Origin of the sequence: Nocardia sp. NPDC058058, from assembly GCF_042885355.1 — a bacterium.
GTDB lineage: Bacteria > Actinomycetota > Actinomycetes > Mycobacteriales > Mycobacteriaceae > Nocardia.
Genome location: NZ_JBHVSA010000001.1, coordinates 2,590,360 through 2,610,897, shown reverse-complemented (window position 1 = coordinate 2,610,897; position 20,538 = coordinate 2,590,360). Strand labels below are relative to the sequence as shown.

Below are 20,538 nucleotides of genomic sequence, written 5' to 3'. Positions count from 1 at the left end.
GCCTTTTCGCTGCCTGATTTCGGCGTGTCCAGGGGCACAATCGAACTTAGGTGAACGACGGGTAACCTAACTGCCGCTGGGTTGCCCTACACAGACAAGGAAGTCGATCAACGCCGTGTCGAACAATGCTGCCACGATTGAAAAGACCGATGTAGTCCTCATCGGCGCAGGCATCATGAGTGCCACCCTCGGCGCACTGCTTCGACAGGTGCAGCCGGACTGGTCGATCTCGCTCTTCGAGCGTCTCGATGCCGCCGCCGCGGAGTCCAGCGATCCGTGGAACAACGCGGGCACCGGTCACTCCGCCCTCTGCGAGCTGAACTACACGCCGCAGAACGCCGACGGTTCGGTGGAGATCGCCAAGGCCATCGATATCAACGAGCGCTTCCAGGTGTCGCGCCAGTTCTGGTCGCACGCGGTCGAGAACGGCATCCTGGCCAATCCCTCGAACTTCATCAACCCCATCCCGCACGTGAGCTTCACGCACGGCGCGGACGGTGTGGAATACCTGCGCAAGCGCCAGGAGGCGCTGTCGCGGCATCCGCTGTTCGAGGGCATGGAGTACATCAACGACAAGGACGAGTTCGCGCGGCGACTACCGCTGATGGCCAAGGGCCGCGACTTCTCCGATCCGGTCGCGCTGAACTGGACCGACTACGGCACCGATATCGACTTCGGCGAGCTCACCAAGGAGCTGCTGGCGTATCTCGGCAAGTCCGGCGCGGATATCGCCTTCGGGCAGGAGGTCAAGAACCTCACCAAGCAGTCCGACGGCTCCTGGCTGGTCAAGGTGCGCAACCTGCGCAACGGTAAGACCCGCGTCATCCACGCCAAGTTCGTCTTCGTCGGCGCGGGCGGCGGCGCGCTGCCGCTGCTGCAGAAGTCCGGCATCAAGGAGATCTCCGGTTTCGGTGGCTTCCCGGTGTCGGGTCTGTTCCTGCGCTGCAAGAACCCTGAGCTGATCCGCCAGCACGAGGCCAAGGTGTACGGCCAGGCCTCGGTCGGCGCGCCGCCGATGTCGGTGCCGCACTTGGACACTCGCGTCATCAACGGGGAGCGCGGGCTGCTGTTCGGCCCGTACGCGGGCTGGACGCCCAAGTTCCTCAAGGACGGCAAGCTCACCGATCTGTTCAAGTCGGTGAAGCCGAACAACCTGTTCTCCATGCTGGGTGTCGGTGTCACCGAACTGAGCCTGGTCAACTACCTGGTGGGTGAGCTGCTCAATTCGCAGAGCGATCGGGTGAGCGCGATGGAGGAGTTCCTCCCGCGTGCCGACGGCAACGATTGGGATCTGATCATCGCCGGTCAGCGCGTGCAGGTCATTCGCCGCAAGGGCGCGGGCGGTGTGCTCGAGCTCGGCACCGCGGTCGTCGCGGCCGAGGACGGCACCATCGCCGGTCTGCTCGGCGCCTCGCCGGGCGCGTCGACCTGTGTGAGCGCCATGCTCGATGTGATGAAGCGCTGCTTCCCGCGTGAATTCGGTTCGTGGGAGCCGAAACTCAAGGAAATGGTGCCCTCGCTCGGGGTGAAGCTGTCCGAGAATCAGGCGCTGTTCTCCGAGGTCTGGGATTGGTCGCAGAAGGCCCTGCACCTGGCCGACGCGAACACGCCGAAGCATTCCGGGGTCGCATCTCACGCCTAGGTGTGATAGCAACAATCGATGATGTCAACGGTTGCTCTCAAAAGGTCGTGGGCCCAGGATCTGGACACCTCGACTCTGTACAAGCTGTTGAAACTTCGCGTGGAGGTCTTCGTCGTCGAGCAGAAATGCGCCTATCCCGAACTCGACGGTCTCGACCTCGGTCCGGAAACCCGGCACTTCTGGCTCGACGACGAGGGTGATGTCATCTGCACCCTCCGACTGCTCGAAGAGCATGACGACGGCGTGAAGTCCTTCCGCATCGGCCGCCTGTGCACCACCCCGGCGGCCCGCGGGCACGGCTACACCACCCGCCTGCTGCAGGCCGCGCTGGCCGAGGCGGGCTCGGGCGCGACGGTTCGCCTGAACGCCCAGACCTACCTGGTCGATATGTACACCAAGCACGGTTTCAAGATCGACGGCGAAGAGTACATCGAAGACGGCATCCCGCACATCCCGATGCGCCGAGGCTGAGACGTGAAGCCCCGCAACCGAATTCGGTTGCGGGGTTATCTTTTGCGGGGTCACGGCCGGTGCGCCCGGGGGCGCGCATAGAGTTGGGGTGTGGCGGTTTCCTCTGCGGTGTACACCGAATCCAAGCGCGCGGCCTCCGATATCGAGGCAGGCTTTCCGTTCTCGGCGGTCGTCGGGCAGGAACGGTTGCAGCTGGGATTGATTCTCTGCGCGGTGCATCCCGGTATCGGCGGTGTGCTGGTGCGCGGTGAGAAGGGGACCGCGAAATCGACCGTGGTGCGCGCGCTGGCGCAATTGCTGCCGCCCGTGGTGGACGAGAGTGGGGCGCGCCCGGCTCGGCTGGTGGAGTTGCCCGTGGGGGCCACTGAGGACCGCGTGGTGGGGTCGCTGGACCTCGAGCGGGTGCTGCGCGACGGGGAGCAGGCGTTCAAGCCCGGTCTGCTGGCCGCGGCGCATCACGGCGTGCTCTACGTCGACGAGGTGAACCTGCTGCACGACCATCTGGTCGATGTGCTGCTCGACGCCGCCGCCATGGGCCGCGTGCATATCGAGCGGGACGGCGTATCGCATTCGCATCCGGCGCGATTCGTGCTCGTGGGCACCATGAATCCCGAAGAGGGTGAACTCCGGCCGCAGCTGCTGGACCGCTTCGGTCTCACCGTGGATGTCGTCGCCTCGCGCGATGTGGACACCCGCATGGCCGTCGTGCGCCGCCGCCTCGACTACGAGGCCGATCCGACCGGATTCGCCGCGGACTACGCGCCCGCCGATCGTGAAGTGGCCGAACGCATTCTGACCGCGCGCGATCGGCTGCCCGATATCGCGCTCGACAATGTGGAGCTGCGCCGGATCGCGGCCCTGTGCGCCACCTTCGACGTGGACGGCATGCGTGCCGATCTGGTCGTCGCCCGCACCGCCACCGCGCACGCCGCCTGGCGCGGCGGTGACGCCGTCACCGAGGCCGATGTGCGCATCGCCGCCGAACTGGCGCTGCCGCATCGCCGCAGGCGCGATCCATTCGACGAACCCGGCATCAGCGAGGAACAACTCGACGACGCCATGGCCAAAGCGGCTGAGGAAGCGGCTCGCGCCGGTGACGACCTGGGAAAAGGTGATGCGGCTTCGCAGGATGCGGAGCCGCAGGACCTCGACCCGGACGATGATCCCGACGGTGGCGTGGAGGATCCGAATTCGCCCGTGAGCGAAGCGGATTCGGCACAGGGCGCGAATGCCGGGCCGAAGGGCGCGAATTCGGATCCGGCGCAGCACGACCCGGCACTCGATGGTGCGCAACAGGATTCGTTCGACGCATCGCGGGATGGGTCGCTCCCGGACGCATCGGACGATGCCGCGCTGCCGGACGCGCCGCTCGGCGAACCCGACGGGCGCGATAGCGAATCCGCCGATGCCGACCGGAACCCGAACGGCGGCAAGGCATCCGCCCGCGAAGGCCGCTCCGCCGCCCCCGCCGGATCCATCGCCAAACCCCCGCGCTGGGAGGTCCCCGGCGTCGGCGAGGGCGCTCCGGGCCGTCGCTCCCGCGCCCGCACCCGGCAGGGCCGCGTCGTGCGCGCCACCCCCGAAACCGGCACCGGCCTGCACCTGCTCGGCACCATCTTCGCCGCGGCCCCGCACCAGCGCGCTCGCGGCCGTATCTCCGGCCCGATCGAATTCGCCCCCGGCGATCTGCGCGGCGCGTATCGCGAAGGCCGCGAAGGCAATCTGGTCGTCTTCGTCGTCGACGCCTCCGGTTCCATGGCCTCCCGCGACCGCCTCGCCGCGGTCACCGGTGCGGTGGTGGCCCTGCTTCGCGACGCCTACCAGCGTCGCGACAAGGTCGCCGTCATCACCGTCCGGGGCGCGGACGCCGAACTCGTACTGCCCCCGACCTCCTCGGTCGATATCGCGGTCCGCCGCCTCGCCGATATGCGCACCGGCGGCAAAACCCCACTCGCCCAGGGCCTGCTGAAGGCTCGCGAGGTCATCCACCGCGAACACGTCCGCGACCCACACCGCCGCCCCATGCTGGTCATGCTCACCGACGGCCGCGCCACCGGCGGCCCCACCCCGGTCCCGCGCGCCCGCACCGCGGCCCGCCTGCTCGCAGGCGAATCGGTCACCGCCATGGTCATCGACTGCGAACGCGGCATGATCCGCCTCGGCCTGGCCCGCGACCTCGCCCGCGACCTCCGCGCCGGCTACCTCCAACTCTCCGAACTCACCGGGGATTCGGTCGCCGGCGCCGTCCGCGCCACCCGCGCCGCCTGACCGGGAACATCGACCGCGCGCTGTACGTCATAGCGGCGTGGCGCACGCGCTGACCTGATCCGATGCTGCCCGGCGGCGAATCCTCCGGAGCCATATGGCAACGTGGAAGTCGAGCGTTCGGCGGTCGCCGCGCGGTGAGAGGAGTTCGATTCCATGCCTCAGGGTGTTCCGCTGGCCGAGAGCATTCCCGATGACGGGCTGACCACGCGGCAGCGCCGGAATCTGCCGGTGCTGGCCGTGCATACCGGGCCGGGCAAGGGGAAGTCGACCGCGGCCTTCGGGATGGCGTTGCGGGCGTGGAATCAGGGCTTCGATGTAGCGGTGTTCCAGTTCGTGAAGAGCGCCAAATGGAAGGTCGGCGAGGAGGCCGCCTTCCGCACCCTCGGCACCCTGCACGAGGAGACCGGCGCGGGCGGCGCGGTGGAATGGCACAAGATGGGTGAGGGCTGGTCCTGGTCGCGCAAACAGGGCTCCGATGAAGATCACGCCGCCGCGGCTCTCGCGGGCTGGCAGGAGATCTCCCGACGCCTCGCCGCCGAACAGCACCGCTTCTATGTCCTCGACGAATTCACCTACCCCCTCAAATGGGGCTGGGTCGACGTCGACGAGGTGGTGGAAACCCTGCGCAATCGCCCCGGCAACCAGCACGTGGTCATCACCGGCCGCGACGCCCCACAGGCCCTGCTCGACGTAGCCGACCTCGTCACCGAGATGACCAAGGTCAAGCACCCCATGGACGCGGGCCGCAAGGGTCAGCGCGGTATCGAATGGTGAGCGCGATCCAAAGGTGCGCAGGCGATTTCGCCCACGCCGGAGGGTGTGTGGGGTGCGGGACCGCCGGGCACCCGGGCGGTGCGCTGTGAGCGTGCCCGCCGTGGTGATCGCCGCGCCCGCGTCGGGCAGCGGAAAGACCACGCTCGCAACCGGATTGATCGGTGCGCTGCGGCGCGCCGGGCACCGGGTGGCTCCGTTCAAGGTCGGCCCCGATTACATCGATCCGGGCTATCACGGCCTCGCCGCCGGTCGCCCCGGCCGCAACCTGGATCCGGTGCTGTGCGGTCCCGAACGCATCGAGCCCCTCTACCTGCACGGCAGCGCCGACTGCGATATCGCCGTGGTCGAGGGCGTCATGGGCCTGTTCGACGGCCGCATCGACGAGAACAACACCGACCCCATCGCCGAGGGCTCCACCGCGCAGATCGCCGCCATGCTCGGCGCACCGGTCATTCTCGTCGTCGACGCTCGTGGCCACAGCCAGAGCCTGGCCGCCCTGCTGCACGGTTTCGCGACCTATGACAGCGGAATCCGTTTGGGCGGAGTGATTCTCAACCGCGTGGGCAGCGAACGGCACGAACAGGTCCTGCGCTCCGCCTGCGCCCGAGTCGGCCTCCCCGTGCTCGGCGCACTCCCGCGCCTGGCCGAATTGGAGGTCCCCTCCAGGCATCTCGGCCTGATCCCGGCCGTAGAGCACGGCTCCGCCGCTCGGGCGGCCGTGGACGCGATGACAGATCTCGTTGCCGCACACATAGATCTGCCCGAGGTCGTCGCGCTGGCGAGCTCTCAGGTCACCGGCCCGAGCTGGAATCCTGCCGAGGAACTGCGCCTCGCCGCCGAATCGGGTTCCGGCGCAGGCGCTCTCATCGCCGAGTCCGGGCAACCCGTGACCCGCACGAGCCCGATCATCGCCGTCGCGGGTGGTGCCGCCTTCACCTTCGGCTATGCCGAGCATCGCGAACTGCTGGAGGCGGCGGGTGCGCGGGTTGTAGTGTTCGACCCGATGCGCGATGAACTCCCGTCCGGCACAGCGGGTCTGGTGATTCCCGGCGGCTTCCCCGAGGAGCACGCCGCCGCTCTCGCCGCCAATATGCCCCTGCTCGAACAGATCGCAACCCGGGCCGAGCGCGGCCTCCCGATCCACGCCGAATGCGCGGGCCTGCTCTACCTCACCCGCTCCCTTGACGGCCACACCATGGCCGGAGTCATCGACGCCACAGCAGAATTCGGCCCCCGCCTCACCCTCGGCTACCGAGACGCGGTAGCCCTCACCGATTCCCCCCTCTGGCGCGCCGGCGAACGCATCCGAGGCCACGAATTCCACCGCACCCGCCTCACCGCCTCCGCGTCGAATCCCGCCGCCTGGGCCTGGCGTGCCCCCTCCGGCGAAACCGTCCGCGAAGGCGCGACAACGCATCACGTCCACGCCTCCTACCTGCACACCCACCCCGCCGGAAACCCGAGCGCGATAGCGCGATTCGTCGCCACCGCCCGCGCGTTCGCCGACGACGAAGCGCTCGTATGAGACGCCGCCGCACCCGGCCCGGCCCGGAGAGATCCGCACCGAGTCGATTACCGAGTTCGGCGGTCCGCACCGCCGGGAACCACCCGCTCGAATCCGCGCACGACCTCCGGTCACGGAGGTCCCACGTCGCGCGAGGCCGCCGATGAGCAGACCCGCGCAAACCGGAGGCGAGCGGCCCGTACTCGCCGTGGGTGTGGGTACCCGAACCGGCGTGGAGGCCGCCGTCATCGTCGCGGCGATCCGGGAAGTATTGGGGGACAGCGTGATCGGCTGCCTCGCCACGGTGGACAGACGTGCGGGAGAATTGGGCCTCGTGGCCGCAGCGCGCGAACTCGGGGTGCCGGTGATGTCCTTCGCCCCAGGTGAATTGGCGAGGGTGGAAGTGCCCAACCCCTCCGCGGTCACCGCCCAGGCCCTCGGAACCCCGAGTGTGGCGGAGGCCGCCGCGATGCTTGCCGCCGGAGGCGGCGAACTGGCTGTCCCCAAGCGGGTACACAGGGGAATCGCCTTGGCGGCAGCGGTTATTCGACGCTGAGAGCGCACAGCGCTGGTCGGATGCGCAGCCGTATGCGCGGCGGGCGAAATCGCCGACGTATTCCGATCGGCACGCCAGGTGTGGCCGCCCCGGTGATACAGCGCCGCCGCGCTCGCCGACCGGTTGGGTAGTCGGCGAGCGCGGCGGGTGGCGGATCACGGGTTGGGACTGCGGGATCCGCCGCTTTCGGGGTGGGTCAGGGGGCTACCGAACCCCAGTCGGCGAAGCCGGTGGGGTCGTGGCGGCCCAGGGAGCCGTGTTCGAACAGGCCCCAGCCCTCGGCATCGCCGCAGCGGGCCTTGCCGACGTGGTCGATGACGCCGAAGGGGATGCGGCCGGCGTTGGCCGGATCGGTCAGGTCGTAGCGCTTGGACTCGGACCAGTTGCGGCCCTTCCACTGTCCGTGCTGCCAGTCCGGGTCGCCGCCGTAGCCCGCGCCCACGTGCAGCGCGATGAACGTGCCCGCCTCGACCTCCACCTCGAGCGGTTTGCCGTCGGGGGTGGTGAGTTCCAGGCGCAGGGCGGTGGGGATGCGGGTGCCGGACTTGTAGGTCAGATGCACACGCGGCCAGCCCAATTGCTCGATGCGCCCGTCATTCCAGATGCGGGTGGCATCGTTGAGCGTGCGGAACCCATTGGGCTCCTCCTGCACGATGACGATGATGGAGAACTCGTCGAAGCGCAGCGGCACGTACAGCCACCAGAAGCCTTCGGACGGTTCGGAAGCCAGCCGTCCCGCCGGATCGGATTCGCCGACCGGCCGGATACCCCAGGAGCGATCCCGGGTGCCCATCCAGCTGCCCGGATCGACCGCGAAGTCGGTGCCGTCCACATTCAGTGTGCCGGACCAGCTTCCGACCTGAGCGAAGCGCTGCGCCTCGATCATGGCCTTGTTCATCCCGGTGATGATGGTGTGCGCCTCCTCCTGCACGACCGGGAACGAACCCTCCCAGGTCATATCGAAGGACAGCGTCTCGTGCTCGCAGATCACCCGCAGCTTCTGCAGCGGCTCGATGATCTCGATGCGATAGCCGCCGACCGCCAGATCCAGGCTGCGCTTTTCGAGCGCATCGGAGAACCGCACCGAATGCTGGATATCGCCGCGCCGCACGGTGGCGAACGCATCGGTGACGCCCAGGTTCGGGTACACGCCGAACCCGGTGACCAGCATGAGATCACCAGCGGTGTCGATGGCGTTGTAGTAGCTGCGGTCGTAGAAGTTCTTGTCGCTGCTGGCGACTCGCGCCATCGGCTGCGGCGTCTGGTGGATCGGGTATTCGTCCAGAGGACCGATCATAGGTCGCATATCTCTCAATCCCAGGCGTAGGTGCCGTCGAGCAGAGCCTCGAGCAGCTTTCGGTGCATGACGTAGTCGTCGCGGTCGGCGGTGTCGGTGTCCTCGCCGAAGTGGATCATCCGGCGCTTGATGCGCGCCATGACGATGCCGTGCCGCAGTGCGGCATAGGTGAGGTACCAGTCCAGATCGCGCACGGCGTGCCCGGTGGCTTCCTCGTACAGCTTCTCGATATCGCTGCGGCGCAGGAAGTCCGGCAGTCCGGGCTGATCGAACGTGGTCGCGATGTCCTGGAAGAACCGGTGGATCAGGATGGGCCAGGCCACATCCAGCTCGCGCGGTCCGATGGCGGCCATCTCCCAGTCGAGCACGGCGGAGGTGTCACCGCTGTCCTCGAAGAACATGATGTTGCCCGGGCGTGCGTCACCCCAGCTGAGCACATCGGGCGCGGAGTCATCCGGCCAATTGGCTTCCAGGTATTCGAAGGTGCGCTCCAGCAACGGAATTCGGAATCCGTCATTGGCCAGCGCCCAGTCGTACCAGCGCTTCTGCGCGTCGAAATGCCTGCGCAGCGCCGAACCTTCGCCGTGCAGCATGGGGAAGCGCTCTTCGGGCTTGTCGATATTGTGCACGCGCGCGATCACATCGACGGTCTTGCGGGTGATCTCCAGCCGCTCCTCGGGGGTCGAGTCGAACACCCAGCCGAAGAACACGTACGGCGGATTGTCTTCCGCCACACGGCCGCTCACCCGCTTCATCACCAGGAACGGCGAGCCCAGGATCGAGGCGTCGTTCTCCATCCAGCACAGCGGCGGCACCGGGATATCGGTGGCCTCGGCGACCGCGGCCATGATGTCGTACTGGGCCTGCAGGTCGTACTTCTCGAAGACCGGGAACGAGCTGGCCTCCGGTGGCATCCGCGCCACATAGGATCCGCCCGCGGGCGCGCCGTTCTCGGTCCATTCGGCGTCGAACAGCAGGGTGGTGCTGGACATGCCGCCCGCCTGCGGCTTGGTCAGCGAGGTGACGCGCGGGGCGTCGTCGGCTTCGACCTTGGTGGCGAGCCAGGCGGCCAATTGCTCCGCGAGTTGTGCATCGTCCCGGTCGGAGACGGTGAGTTCCCATCTCTGGTTGGGGTCGTCGGCCGACATTCTTTCCTCCTGGCGTGAAAAGGCGGCGTGTGCGCGCGGTTCGGGCTGGTGAGTCCGCATGTGGCGCGTTCCACACGATGTGCAGAAATGTAACGTGTTGCAGTTGAAATGTGCAGGGGTTCGGCTGGTAAGTACCGGTGAATGGGATGCCTCTCGACGCGCATTCTGGTAAGTCGGTAGTGCTGGCACGTAGTCCCGTGGGGGGACCCGCACCATCCCGCTGGGGTATGACCGAACGCTACGCGCGGGGGATTCGCCGCGACCGTGATTTCCCTACCGTCGAATTGAACATTCGGCGAGACGGGAGCACGGAATGAGCACAGCAGCGGTCGTCGTCGAAGCGGACGTCGATCCACCCGGCCCCGAGCCCGCAAGGGTCTGGAATCCACTGGCGCGCATCGGCTTTCGCTTCGGCATCGCATACCTGACCCTATTCTGCGTCATCTACCCGCAGCCGCTGTTCGCGTTCATCGGCGTCATCGCGCTCTGGACCCCGGACGGCATGGTCATGGACTACGCGCAACTGCCGCACCCGGTCGTGGAGTGGGTGGGGCGCAATATCTTCGGCATCGACGCTCGCTTGCGGTTCGAATCCGGCAGCGGAGATCAGGCGTACCTGTGGGTCCTGGTGTTCTGCATCCTGATCCTCGCGCTGGTCGTGACCGCGGTGTGGACCGTCCTGGATCGCAAACGCACCGAATACCGCCGCCTCGCGGGCTGGTTCCTGCTCTTCATCCAGCTCATCCTGGCGGGGCAGATGCTGGGATACGGCTTCGCCAAGGCGATTCCGCTCCAGATGCAGGAGCCCGGTCTGGCCACGCTCATCCAGCCGTACGGCGATTTCAGCCATATGGCGGTGCTGTGGAATCAGGTCGGCACGTCACCGGTATACGAGGGTCTGCTCGGCATCGCCGAGGTGCTCGGCGGCCTGCTGCTGCTCATGCCGCGCACGCGCCTCGCGGGCGTACTGCTCAGCCTGGTCAGCATGGCGCAGGTGTGGGTGCTCAATATGACCTTCGACGTGCCGGTCAAACTGCTCTCATTCCACCTGCTGCTGCTCTCGCTGGTGCTGCTGGCCCCGGATGCGCGCAGGCTCACGGCGGTGCTGCTCGGTCAACCCGCGGGTCCGTCGACCGCGCCCACACCATTCCGGACGCCGCGTTCGCGCCGGTTCGCCGACATCGGCTTGGTGGTGCTGGCGGCCTGGTTCGTACTGGCGCAGGTGGTCGGGAGCTGGCAGGGCTGGCACGAATACGGTCCGGGCCGAGGCAAACCCGAGCTGTACGGCATCTGGAATGTCACCGAGTTCACCCGCGACGGCCAGCCGGTGCCACCGTTGCTCACCGATGAAACCCGCTGGCGGCGATTGGTTTTCGACTACCGCGAGTACGCCACCTACCAGCGCATGGACGACAGCCTGGTCTCGGTCGCCACCGAATACGACAGTGGCGCACACCATCTCACCCTGCAATCACCCGATGCTCAACAGCCGCTGGCCAGCTTCACCTACGACCGCACCGCGGCGGATCGCCTGGTTCTCACCGGTGAATTGGACGGCCACCCGGTGACCCTGTCCCTCACCCGCGTCGACGACAGCGCCATGCCGGTGCGCAAGGGCGGTCTGAACCTGGTGCAGGACAACCCCAAGGGCGTGAACTAGTTCCCGATCTGGTTGGCCCACCCGGGATTCGGCGCGAAGAACTCCCCGCCGGTCGTGAAGGCGCTCCGCGCGTCTTCCCGGCCGAGCAGCCGGGCCGCCAGCCACGCGGTCGGATACCCGAGATATCCGTACACCCCGACCGCGCACGGGAACGCCGCTCCCGCACAATCCGGTTGTCCCTGCACATCATTGTGATTCGGCCCGAGGATCGTTCCCCACGCCTTCGGAATCGAATTCGGGATCGCCTCGTAGTACGCCCGAATCGATTGCAGCCCGATCAGCTGTCGCGGCAGCGCCTGCTCCGAGGGTGAGATCAGGAAGTCCGCGGAGCCGTTCACCAGGAATACCGAACCGCTGCCCAGCTTCCCGGTATCCGGGCACCACGATCCGGTGGCGCAGAGGATCTGAATCGGCAACTCGATCGGCACCACGGTCTCGATCCGCCCGCCCGAATTCGCCATGGCGTTCAACGCCCCGGTCGCGCCCTGCGAATGTCCTACCGCGCCAATCGCATTCGGGTCCAGTCGATCGTGGAAGACGCTCGCCGGATCGGCGGCCCGATTCAGCAGGAAGTCCACCGCCCCGGCGATATCCACCCCCGACCCGGTCTGCTTGTTCTCGGTGGCGATGACCACGAACCCCCACGACGCCAAATGCGTGAGCAGATACTCGTATTGGCTCGGCACCGCATTGGTGCCGTCGCCGAAGGTGATGACGGGATGCCGGACTCCGCCCGCCCCGAGATTCGCCGGATACCAGATGTCATAGGCCGCCCCGGTGGAATCGCAACAGCCGAAAGCCTTTTGCGTCGTCACCGCCCACGGGCCGGGTTGCGCGTAGGTCGCCTCGACGCCGGTCGTCGCGGCGGGCAGGGTCCCGGCGGCGGAGTCGGCCGCGGCGGGCGCGGCGGCCGCGAGGGTCAGGGAAACCAGAACTGCGAACATTCGGACCACAACCCCGCGGCGAATCATAGCTATAAAGCATAGGAAGCCGAACGAGTTTCCGGGGCCAGGCGCACGGATCGCCATCCAGCCGAGATCCGCCACGTGACCGCGGTGCGATCTATAACGGTTGCTGCGCGGACGCCGGTCGATTGTGGACCGCTCGCTACCAGGCCGTAGGCTCAATCCTCGTGCAGTACACGTCAGACGCATCCGATGAACAGCCCGTTGGCGACCCGAACTACCTGGTCGGGCTCGATCTGAACGGTCGGCGCGTAGTCGTCGTCGGCGGTGGAACGGTCGCCCAGCGGCGACTCGGGTTGCTCATCGCCTCCGGTGCGGACGTGCATGTGATCAGCCGCGAGGCCACCCCCGCGGTGGAAGGTATGGCCACCTCGGGTCAGCTCACCCTGGAACTGCGCGCCTACGCCGACGGCGATCTGGACGGCGCGTGGTACGCCATGACCTGCACCGATGAACCCGAAACCAATGCCGCCGTGGTCGAAGAGGCCACCCGCAGGCGCATCTTCTGCGTGCGCGCCGATAATGCCCGGCTCGGCACCGCCGTCACCCCCGCCACCGCGCGCTACGACGGTATGAGCCTGGGCGTGCTCGCGGGCGGTCAGCATCGCCGTTCGGCCGCGATCCGCACCGCCCTGCTGGAGGCGTTGCAATCCGGTGTGGTGACCGATGATTCGGGTCCGGTGACTCCCGGCGTCGCCCTGGTCGGCGGCGGACCCGGCGATCCGGACCTCATCACCGTGCGCGGCCGTCGCCTGCTGGCGCGCGCGAATCTCGTTGTCGCGGACCGTCTCGCGCCGCCGGAGCTGCTCGCCGAACTCGGCCCCGATGTCGAGGTGGTGGACGCCGCCAAGATCCCGTACGGCCGCGCCATGGCCCAGGAGGCCATCAATACCGCGCTAATCGAGGGCGCGAAGGCGGGCAAATTCGTGGTCCGGCTCAAGGGCGGCGACCCCTATGTCTTCGGCCGCGGCTACGAGGAACTCGAAGCCTGTGTCGAGGCCGGTGTCCCGGTGACGGTCGTCCCGGGCGTCACCAGCGCCATCTCGGTGCCCGCCCTGGCCGGTATCCCGGTCACCCACCGCGGTGTCACCCACGAATTCGTCGTGGTCTCCGGTCACGTCGCCCCCGATCATCCGGACTCCCTGGTCGACTGGCCCGCCCTGGCCAAATTGCGCGGCACCATCGTGCTGCTCATGGCCGTCGAGCGCATCGACAAATTCGCCGCGGCCCTGCTGGAAGGCGGTCGCGCCGCGGACACCCCGGTCACCATCGTCCAGGAAGGCAGCCTGCGCACCCAGCGCATCGTCCGCGCCGACCTGTCCACGGTCGCCGACCGCGTCCGCGCCGAAGCCATCCGCCCCCCGGCCATCATCGTCATCGGCCCCACCGCCGGTTTCACCGCCGGAGCCCCCGACACCGAATCACTGGACGCGGGAGCGCACTGACAACCGTGCCCGTGTTGGCGGCCGAGCCTGTGTATCTGGGGGTTTGGGGGCGAAGCCCCCGAGACCCCGCGTCAGCGGTTCACCGAATCCGCTCCGGGGGCGGTGCCACTCCGCGGTCGAGGCCGGTCGTTGCCCAGCACGAGATCGGTTGGCCGCGCCGGGTATCCATTACAGTGTCGGAGTGCTCGATAATCCCGCTGCGACGATGCAGTATCCGGTGACCAAGCGGGCGTTCGGCCTCGCGATTCTCGTCCTGAGCGGGTTGCAGCTGATGGTGGTGCTCGACGGCACCGTCATGATCCTGGCGCTGCCCCGACTACAGGAGCAGTTGGGCCTGTCCAGTGCGGGCAGTGCCTGGACGGTGACGGCGTACGGTCTGCCGTTCGCGGGGCTCATGCTGCTGGGTGGTCGCCTCGGCGACTCCTTCGGTCGCAAGCGCATGCTGATTCTCGGTGTCGCACTGTTCACCGTCGCGTCCGCGCTGTGCGGCAGCGCGCAGAACGAGGCCTGGCTGATCGCCGCCCGCGCCCTACAGGGCACCGGCGCCGCCATCGCCGCGCCGACCGCGTTCGCACTGGTCGCCAGCACCTACGCCCCGGGTCCCGCGCGTAATCAGGCCATCGCCATCTTCGGTTCCATGGTCGGTATCGGTTCGGTCGGCGGTCTGGTCATCGGCGGTGCGCTGACCCAGCTGGATTGGCGCTGGATCTTCTGGATCAATGTGCCGATCGGCATTCTCATCGTCATCGGCGCGATCAACGAGCTGCGCGATACCGCGCACCAGCGCATCTCCCTCGATATTCGAGGGGCGGTACTGGGCACGCTCGCCTGCGTGGCCATTGTGTTCGGCGCGACCGAAGGCCCCGAATTGGGTTGGGGCAGCCCGATTATCCTGGGTTCGGTGATCGGCGGTCTGGTGCTGCTGGTGGTATTCATCCTCGCCGAACGTAATGTCGAGAACCCGCTGCTGCCGTGGTCGCTGTTCGACAGCCGCGATCGCGTCGCCACCTTCATCGCCATCTTCCTGACCTCGGGCGTACTGGGCGCGACGACCTTCTTCGTGGCCCAGTTCCTGCAGAACGTGCTCGGCTACAGCCCGCTCATGGCCGGTCTGGCGAGCATTCCGTTCACCCTCGGCGCGGGCGTCGGCACCGCGGTCGCCTCCAAGGCCGCGCAGTATGTGGCTCCGCGCTGGCTGCTGTTCTCCGCCGCGCTGGTGCTGGCGGCCGGGCTGTATTTCGGTTCCACCATCGATGGTTCGGTGGAGTACTTCCCGACGCTGTTGATCCTGCTGTGCGTGGTGGGTTTCTGCGTCGGCACCGCGATCGTCATCCTGCCGCTGTGTGTACTGGTCGGTGTGGACATGGCGCATATCGGCCCGCTGTCCGCGGTCGGGCAGATGTTCATGAATATGGGCACCCCGTTCGCGGTGGGCGTGCTGAGCCCGGTCGCGCTGTCCCGCACGCTGTCCCTGGGCGGATCCACCGGCAAGGTCACCGAGATGAACCCGGTGCAGATCGAGGCACTGGGCAGCGGCTACACCCTGGTGCTGCTGGTGTGCGCGATCGGCACCGCGGTGCTCGGTCTGCTCGCGCTGACCCTGCGCTATACGCCCGCGCAATTGCAGCAGGCGCAGCACGCGCAGGATGAGGCCCAGAAGTCCTAGGGCCCAAGGGTTTCTACGGCACTCGCGTCACCGCGATGGCCGGTTCGGACAGACTGCCGAGGTAGAGATTGCCGTCGTGTTCGGCGACGGCGGTCACCAGCGCGTAGTCGGTGCCCGCGCGTTGCAGATCGTGCACCTGGTTGCCGTCGAAATCGAAGGCCATCGCCCAGACGGTGCGCGCCGGTTTCGGTTGCAGGCGTTCGGGAATCGCCCAGGAGATCTTGCGCAGCACGCCGGGCAGCGGAAGCAGTGTGTCCAGCAAGGGGTTTCGCGGGGACGCCAGTGATACCCACACCAGGCCATCGCTGCCGAGCAGCATATTGTCCGGGAAGCCGGGCAGGTTCTGCACCAGCGGATCGCTGGTCCCGGCCCGCTCACCCGACAACCAGTAGCGGGTGACCCGATACGCCCCGGTCTCGGCGACCACCACGCTCGAACCATCCGGCGCGAGCACCACGCCATTCGCGAAATCCAGTCCGTCCAAAAGGATTTCGATGGTTCCATCGAGATTCCGGCGCAGCAGCCGCCCGGTGCCCGAATGCTCCATGATGTCGCCCATCCACTCGCGCAGTGGCCAGCGGCGTGAGGACTCCGAGAAGTAGATGGTGCCGTCAGCGGCGGCGACCACATTGCTGGTGAAATTCAGCGGTTCCCCGTTGACCTCGGCGACCAGCACCTCGATCTCGCCACCCGGCTTGTCCAGCCGCAGCAGGCCGCGCTGCGCATCGCAGATCAGCAGCGAGCCATCGGCTTCCGCGTGCAGACCCAGCGGCCGCCCGCCGGTGTGGGCGATCTGCTCCACCGCCCCGGTCTCCGGATCGACCGCCAGGATCGCGCCATTGTCGATACCGGTGAGCAGGCGCCCGTCGGCGGCGACGACCACGTCTTCCGGTCCCTTGCCGGGCAATTCGAGCAAGCGCAGCGGAGGCATCTCCGGGGTGCTGCGGGTGTCACGAGCACGGGGCGGGGCGGGCGGGGGAGTCCAGCGGCGGGGCTGCATCGGCATGGTTCACAGTATCCGCGCGCCACCACAGTCCGAGGGCGGTGAGACTGAATCCGATGCCCAGCAGACATACCGCGAGCCATCCGAAGGCCGCGTACACAGTGGTGGCGGCCAGTGCTCCGGCGGCGCTGCCGACCGAGTAGAAGATCATGTAGCCGCCGATGATCCGGCTGCCCGCATCGGGGCGATGCGAGTAGATCATGCTCTGGCTGGTGACGTGCACGGCCTGAATGGCGGCGTCCAGGGCAACGATGCCGAGCACCAGGGCCACCAGCGATTTCGGTGTCAGTGCGAGCAATGGCCACGACGCGACCAGCAGTAGTAACGCGAACCCCGTCACTCGTCGGCCCCGTCCCCGGTCGAAGAGCCGTCCCGCCGGAGTCGCCGCCGCCGCGCCCGCGACACCGGCCAGGCCGAACGCGCCGATCGCGGTGTGCGACAGCGTGAACGGCGCGGTGCTGAGCAGCAGCGCGAGCGTGCTCCACAGCGTGCTGAACGCGGCGAAGATGAGCAGGGCCAGCAGTCCGCGGGTGCGCAGCAGCGGATCGGTGGCGAAAAGTGTGATGGTGGAACGCAATAGCGCCGGATATCGCGGTACCGAGTCCGGGCGCTCGCCGCCAACCCCGAGGTCGTCGTCTATATCGTGCCGGGGCAGTGGTCCGCCCCGCCCGGGCACATAGGGCAGCGTGCGCCGCATGGCGAACACCAGCAGTAGCGTCACCGCCGCCGAGGTCAAATACACCGCGCGCCAGCCCGCCACATCGGCGATGGTCCCGGATATCGTGCGCGCCAGCAGAATTCCGATGACGATCCCGCTGGTGACCCGCCCGACGATCCGTCCGCGATCACCCGGCCCGGTGAGCGCCGCGGCATAGGCGACCAGTGATTGCGCCACCACGGCGAGAAATCCGACGGTCGCGGCCGCGCCGAGCAGCACGGGAGTGTGTGCGGCCGTGGCGAATACCAGCAGCGCCACCGCCAGTAGCAGCGACTGTGCCGAGACCAACCCCCGCTTGGGCAGTAGATCCGCCAGCGGGACGAGCAGGAAAAGCCCCAGCCCGTAACCGATCTGCGTAGCGGTGACAATGCCGCCGACCGCCTGCTCACCGATGCCGAACTCCGCGCCGAGCGTGGCCAGCAATGGTTGCGCCAGATACACGTTCGCCACGGCGGTTCCGCTCGCTATGGCGAACACCGCGAGCGCCAAGCGGCTCGGTTGCGCTCCGGCCCCGGATGATTCGTCCGCACGGTGACCGGGCCGGGCTGCCACCGTGGGCGGTTCGGTCGTGGGCCGATTGTGTTCGAGCGTCATACACCCTCCAGTGGTTGCATCTTGCTACCTAAGCTAGAGTGGAGTAGTAGCAAGATGCAACCAACAATTCCGGAGGCCGAGCCTTGGTCAAACGCACCCGATTCGACGATGCCGACTGCCCCGTCGCCCGCTCGGTCGATGCCATCGGCGACTGGTGGTCGCTGCTCATCGTGCGCGATGCCTTCGACGGCAGCCGCCGCTTCAACGAATTCCAGCGCAGCCTCGGCGTGGCCAAGAACATCCTCGCCACCCGCCTGCGCGACCTGGTCGCCAACGACATCCTGGCAACCACCCCGATCGCCGACGGCAGCCCGTACCAGGAATACGTCCTCACCGAAAAAGGCCGAGCCCTCTTCCCGGTCATCGTCGCCCTGCGCCAATGGGGCGAAGCCTTCTCCTTCACCGCCGCCGAACCCCACTCCGAACTCCTGGACCGCCGCGACGGCCAACCCCTCGCCCCGCTCGAGGTGCATGCCCACGACGGCCGCCTACTCACCCCCGACGATGTCGCGGTCGCCAAACTGGGCTGAACTGTGGCCGCTGCGCCGCCCAGCCGCATCGGTGCAGTGGTGAAAACCACCGCGGCCCAGGACTGTTGCCGCCCGGGGGAATTCGGCAGACTGCCTGGATGGGGAGAAACCTGGACGCGGACCTGCTGGACCGCTGGACCGAATTGGCCGGACCCGATGCGCGTGACCTCGGCGAAGACCTGGTCCGCCGCTATCGAGAACCACACCGCCGCTACCACACCGTCGAACATCTGTCCGCCATGCTCGCGGTCATCGACGACCTCGCCGCCGACGCCGCGGACCTGGCGGCCGTCCGCTACGCCGCCTTCTTCCACGACGCCGTCTACTCGGTGGAGGGCGGCGACAACGAGGAGGCCAGCGCGGCGCTCGCCGAATCCGCGCTCCCCGCACTGGGTTTGAACGCCGAGACCATCGCCGAGATAGCCCGCCTTGTCCGCCTCACCGCGGGCCACCATCCCGCCCCCGGCGACCGCAACGGCGAGGTGCTCTGCGATGCCGACCTTGCCATCCTCGCCGCCGACGAGCCCGCCTACGCCGCCTACACGGCCGCCGTACGAGCCGAATATGCCCACGTCCCGGACGATCTCTTCCGCGCCGGCCGCGCCGCCGTCCTACGCGGCCTGGTAGACCAGCCCCACCTGTTCCGCACCCCCATCGGCCGCGCCCGCTACGACGAAGCCGCCCGCGCCAACCTCTCCGCCGAACTCGCCACCCTCGCCTGATCCGAGCCCCTCACCCTGCCCGTCATCCCGGCGTGCTTTTGGCCGGGATCCACACCCGCTGTGCGCCAGCGGCATTGGGTGACACGCCAAAGCCCGCCGCCGCATCCGGATCGCGGATGAGACGGCGGGCTGGGTTGTGCCGCACCGATCGGGAGCGGTCAAATCTATTGCCTCAGAGCAGCTTCCATGCCCCGGTCAATGCGCCCCGGACGATCTGCTCGATCTCCCGGAACTGTTCCGGTCCGCAGATGAGCGGCGGCGAGAACTGGATTACCGGTTCGGCGCGGTCGTCGGCGCGGCAGTAGAGGCCGTTCGCGAAGAGCTCCCGCGAGACGTGGTTGCGCAGGACGCGGGTGGTTTCCTCTTCGGTGAAGCGTTCCCGGGTGGTCTTGTCCTTGACCAGTTCCACCGCCCAGAAGAACCCCGCGCCGCGCACCTCGCCGACGATCGGCAGGTCTTCGAGCTTGGAAAGCGTTGTGCGGAAGGCATCTTCGTTATCCCGCACATGCTGGTACAGCCCCTCGCCCTCGAGAATGTCGAGGTTGGCCAGCGCCACCGCGCACGACACCGGATGCCCGCCGTAGGTGGAACCGTGCATGAACATATCGTTCGAACGCTGGAACGGTTCCATGATGCGGTCGCTGATCATGACCGCGCCCAGCGGCGCGTATCCGGAGGTGAGCCCCTTGGCGGTGGTGATCATATCCGGCTGATAGCCGAAACGGTCTGCGCCGAAAGCGGTTCCGAGTCGTCCGAACGCGCAGATCACCTCATCGGAGATGAGCAGCACGTCATGCCGATCGCAGATTTCGCGCACCCGCTGGAAGTACCCCGGCGGCGGTACGAAACAGCCGCCGGTGTTCTGCACCGGTTCCAGGAACACCGCGGCCACGGTATCGGGGCCTTCGAAGAGGATGGCCTCCTCGATGCGGTCCGCCGCCCACAACCCGTACGCCTCGTAATCGTCGGCATGTTCGGTGGCCCGATAGAAGTTGGTGTTCGGCACCCGAATGGTGCTCGGCACCAGCGGTTCGAAAGGCGCTTTGGCGCCGGGGATTCCGGTGATCGACAGCGCGCCCAGCGAGGTGCCGTGATACGCCATGGACCGGCTGATCGCCTTGTGTTTGGTCGGCTTGCCGATCACCTTGAAGTACTGCCGCGCGAGTTTCCATGCGGTCTCGACGGATTCGCCGCCGCTGACGGTGAAGAACACCCGATTCAGGTCGCCGGGCGCGGACGCGGCGAGCCGGTCGGCCAATTCGACGGCCGGGGGATGCGCGTAACCCCAGAGCGGGAAATACGGCAGCGTCCGCATCTGCCGGGCCGCGGCCTCGGCGAGCTCCTCGCGCCCGTGACCGACCTGGACTGCGAAGAGTCCCGCCAGCCCGTCCAGATAGCGCTTGCCCTTGTCATCGAAGAGATATGCGCCCTCGCCTCGCACAATCACCGGGGTGTCGGCCTCGTCCTGCCCGTTGTGGGTGGCGAAGTGCATCCAGAGGTGGTCACGGACGACGCGGGACGCGTCGACGGTATGGCCGGGCTCGGCGGTGGCGGTCATGGGAGGACTCCTCGAAG

17 protein-coding genes are annotated in these 20,538 nt (G+C 67.6%); 11 read left to right on the top strand and 6 right to left on the bottom strand.

What is annotated here, in order from left to right; all coding sequences use genetic code 11:
* The first annotated feature begins 175 nt into the window (after positions 1-175).
* From mqo to ACFVUS_RS11980, 6 genes are all read left to right on the top strand, one after another.
* The gene (gene mqo, locus ACFVUS_RS12005) at positions 176-1,642 is read left to right on the top strand and encodes a malate dehydrogenase (quinone) (RefSeq protein WP_387765528.1); all 1,467 of its coding nucleotides are present in this window, start codon (positions 176-178) and stop codon (positions 1,640-1,642) included.
* An 18-nt stretch (positions 1,643-1,660) separates the two neighbouring features.
* Positions 1,661-2,113 carry a GNAT family N-acetyltransferase gene (locus ACFVUS_RS12000; RefSeq protein WP_387764204.1) on the top strand — a complete coding sequence of 151 codons (453 nt, stop codon included), beginning with the start codon at positions 1,661-1,663 and terminating at the stop codon, positions 2,111-2,113.
* Between the two features lie 90 nt (positions 2,114-2,203).
* On the top strand, positions 2,204-4,381 hold the full coding sequence (locus tag ACFVUS_RS11995) for a magnesium chelatase subunit D family protein (RefSeq protein WP_387764202.1): 2,178 nt from the start codon (positions 2,204-2,206) through the stop codon (positions 4,379-4,381).
* Positions 4,382-4,534: 153 nt separating this feature from the next.
* Positions 4,535-5,155, top strand: a complete 621-nt coding sequence (cobO, locus tag ACFVUS_RS11990; RefSeq protein WP_387764200.1) for a cob(I)yrinic acid a,c-diamide adenosyltransferase — start codon at positions 4,535-4,537, stop codon at positions 5,153-5,155.
* 85 nt (positions 5,156-5,240) lie between these two features.
* Entirely contained in the window at positions 5,241-6,680 is a 1,440-nt protein-coding gene (locus ACFVUS_RS11985; RefSeq protein WP_387764198.1) for a cobyrinate a,c-diamide synthase, read from the top strand.
* A gap of 142 nt (positions 6,681-6,822) precedes the next feature.
* Positions 6,823-7,215: a cobalamin biosynthesis protein gene (locus ACFVUS_RS11980; RefSeq protein WP_387764196.1), complete on the top strand. Its 393-nt coding sequence runs from the start codon at positions 6,823-6,825 to the stop codon at positions 7,213-7,215.
* Positions 7,216-7,411: 196 nt separating this feature from the next.
* Here ACFVUS_RS11980 and ACFVUS_RS11975 read toward each other — a convergent pair whose 3' ends face one another.
* Together ACFVUS_RS11975 and ACFVUS_RS11970 are read right to left on the bottom strand one after the other, a co-directional pair.
* Positions 7,412-8,512, bottom strand: a complete 1,101-nt coding sequence (locus ACFVUS_RS11975) for a hypothetical protein (RefSeq protein ID WP_387764194.1) — start codon at positions 8,510-8,512, stop codon at positions 7,412-7,414.
* A 14-nt stretch (positions 8,513-8,526) separates the two neighbouring features.
* On the bottom strand, positions 8,527-9,660 hold the full coding sequence (locus tag ACFVUS_RS11970) for a phosphotransferase family protein (RefSeq protein WP_387764192.1): 1,134 nt from the start codon (positions 9,658-9,660) through the stop codon (positions 8,527-8,529).
* Positions 9,661-9,973: 313 nt separating this feature from the next.
* On the opposite strand from ACFVUS_RS11970, the gene ACFVUS_RS11965 reads away from it, so the two are divergent.
* Positions 9,974-11,320 carry a DoxX family protein gene (locus tag ACFVUS_RS11965; protein ID WP_387764190.1) on the top strand — a complete coding sequence of 449 codons (1,347 nt, stop codon included), beginning with the start codon at positions 9,974-9,976 and terminating at the stop codon, positions 11,318-11,320.
* Here ACFVUS_RS11965 and ACFVUS_RS11960 read toward each other — a convergent pair.
* Entirely contained in the window at positions 11,317-12,264 is a 948-nt protein-coding gene (locus ACFVUS_RS11960) for a hypothetical protein (RefSeq protein ID WP_387764188.1), read from the bottom strand. The two genes, ACFVUS_RS11965 and ACFVUS_RS11960, sit on opposite strands and share 4 nt — an antisense overlap.
* A gap of 188 nt (positions 12,265-12,452) precedes the next feature.
* On the opposite strand from ACFVUS_RS11960, the gene cobA reads away from it, so the two are divergent.
* Together cobA and ACFVUS_RS11950 are read left to right on the top strand one after the other, a co-directional pair.
* Positions 12,453-13,730, top strand: a complete 1,278-nt coding sequence (gene cobA, locus ACFVUS_RS11955; protein ID WP_387764186.1) for a uroporphyrinogen-III C-methyltransferase — start codon at positions 12,453-12,455, stop codon at positions 13,728-13,730.
* 205 nt (positions 13,731-13,935) lie between these two features.
* Positions 13,936-15,396, top strand: coding sequence for an MFS transporter (locus tag ACFVUS_RS11950; protein ID WP_387765525.1), 1,461 nt, complete (start codon positions 13,936-13,938; stop codon positions 15,394-15,396).
* 13 nt (positions 15,397-15,409) lie between these two features.
* On the opposite strand, the gene ACFVUS_RS11945 is transcribed toward ACFVUS_RS11950, so the two are convergent.
* Both ACFVUS_RS11945 and ACFVUS_RS11940 read right to left on the bottom strand, forming a co-directional pair.
* Positions 15,410-16,402 (bottom strand): SMP-30/gluconolactonase/LRE family protein, encoded by a 993-nt coding sequence (locus ACFVUS_RS11945; RefSeq protein WP_387764184.1) that lies wholly within the window; start codon positions 16,400-16,402, stop codon positions 15,410-15,412.
* Entirely contained in the window at positions 16,347-17,711 is a 1,365-nt protein-coding gene (locus ACFVUS_RS11940) for an MFS transporter (protein ID WP_387764182.1), read from the bottom strand. Before ACFVUS_RS11940 ends, ACFVUS_RS11945 begins: the two co-directional genes overlap by 56 nt.
* 83 nt (positions 17,712-17,794) lie before the next feature.
* Between ACFVUS_RS11940 and ACFVUS_RS11935 the strand changes: the two genes are divergently transcribed.
* Both ACFVUS_RS11935 and ACFVUS_RS11930 read left to right on the top strand, forming a co-directional pair.
* Positions 17,795-18,241, top strand: a complete 447-nt coding sequence (locus tag ACFVUS_RS11935; protein WP_387764180.1) for a winged helix-turn-helix transcriptional regulator — start codon at positions 17,795-17,797, stop codon at positions 18,239-18,241.
* Positions 18,242-18,339: 98 nt separating this feature from the next.
* Positions 18,340-18,963 (top strand): metal-dependent phosphohydrolase, encoded by a 624-nt coding sequence (locus ACFVUS_RS11930; protein ID WP_387764177.1) that lies wholly within the window; start codon positions 18,340-18,342, stop codon positions 18,961-18,963.
* 172 nt (positions 18,964-19,135) lie between these two features.
* Here ACFVUS_RS11930 and ACFVUS_RS11925 read toward each other — a convergent pair whose 3' ends face one another.
* Positions 19,136-20,521 carry an aspartate aminotransferase family protein gene (locus ACFVUS_RS11925; protein ID WP_387764175.1) on the bottom strand — a complete coding sequence of 462 codons (1,386 nt, stop codon included), beginning with the start codon at positions 20,519-20,521 and terminating at the stop codon, positions 19,136-19,138.
* Between the last annotated feature and the right edge of the window lie 17 nt (positions 20,522-20,538).

Excerpts from the sequence above, each read along its gene's own strand:
- mqo (WP_387765528.1), top strand. The coding sequence starts at position 176 with ATGAGTGCCACCCTCGGCGCACTGCTTCGACAGGTGCAGCCGGACTGG.
- ACFVUS_RS12000 (WP_387764204.1), top strand. The coding sequence starts at position 1,661 with ATGATGTCAACGGTTGCTCTCAAAAGGTCGTGGGCCCAGGATCTGGAC.
- cobO (WP_387764200.1), top strand. The coding sequence starts at position 4,535 with ATGCCTCAGGGTGTTCCGCTGGCCGAGAGCATTCCCGATGACGGGCTG.
- ACFVUS_RS11980 (WP_387764196.1), top strand. The coding sequence starts at position 6,823 with ATGAGCAGACCCGCGCAAACCGGAGGCGAGCGGCCCGTACTCGCCGTG.
- ACFVUS_RS11975 (WP_387764194.1), bottom strand. The coding sequence starts at position 8,512 with ATGATCGGTCCTCTGGACGAATACCCGATCCACCAGACGCCGCAGCCG.
- ACFVUS_RS11970 (WP_387764192.1), bottom strand. The coding sequence starts at position 9,660 with ATGTCGGCCGACGACCCCAACCAGAGATGGGAACTCACCGTCTCCGAC.
- ACFVUS_RS11965 (WP_387764190.1), top strand. The coding sequence starts at position 9,974 with ATGAGCACAGCAGCGGTCGTCGTCGAAGCGGACGTCGATCCACCCGGC.
- ACFVUS_RS11960 (WP_387764188.1), bottom strand. The coding sequence starts at position 12,264 with ATGTTCGCAGTTCTGGTTTCCCTGACCCTCGCGGCCGCCGCGCCCGCC.
- ACFVUS_RS11950 (WP_387765525.1), top strand. The coding sequence starts at position 13,936 with ATGCAGTATCCGGTGACCAAGCGGGCGTTCGGCCTCGCGATTCTCGTC.
- ACFVUS_RS11945 (WP_387764184.1), bottom strand. The coding sequence starts at position 16,402 with ATGCCGATGCAGCCCCGCCGCTGGACTCCCCCGCCCGCCCCGCCCCGT.
- ACFVUS_RS11940 (WP_387764182.1), bottom strand. The coding sequence starts at position 17,711 with ATGACGCTCGAACACAATCGGCCCACGACCGAACCGCCCACGGTGGCA.
- ACFVUS_RS11930 (WP_387764177.1), top strand. The coding sequence starts at position 18,340 with ATGGGGAGAAACCTGGACGCGGACCTGCTGGACCGCTGGACCGAATTG.
- ACFVUS_RS11925 (WP_387764175.1), bottom strand. The coding sequence starts at position 20,521 with ATGACCGCCACCGCCGAGCCCGGCCATACCGTCGACGCGTCCCGCGTC.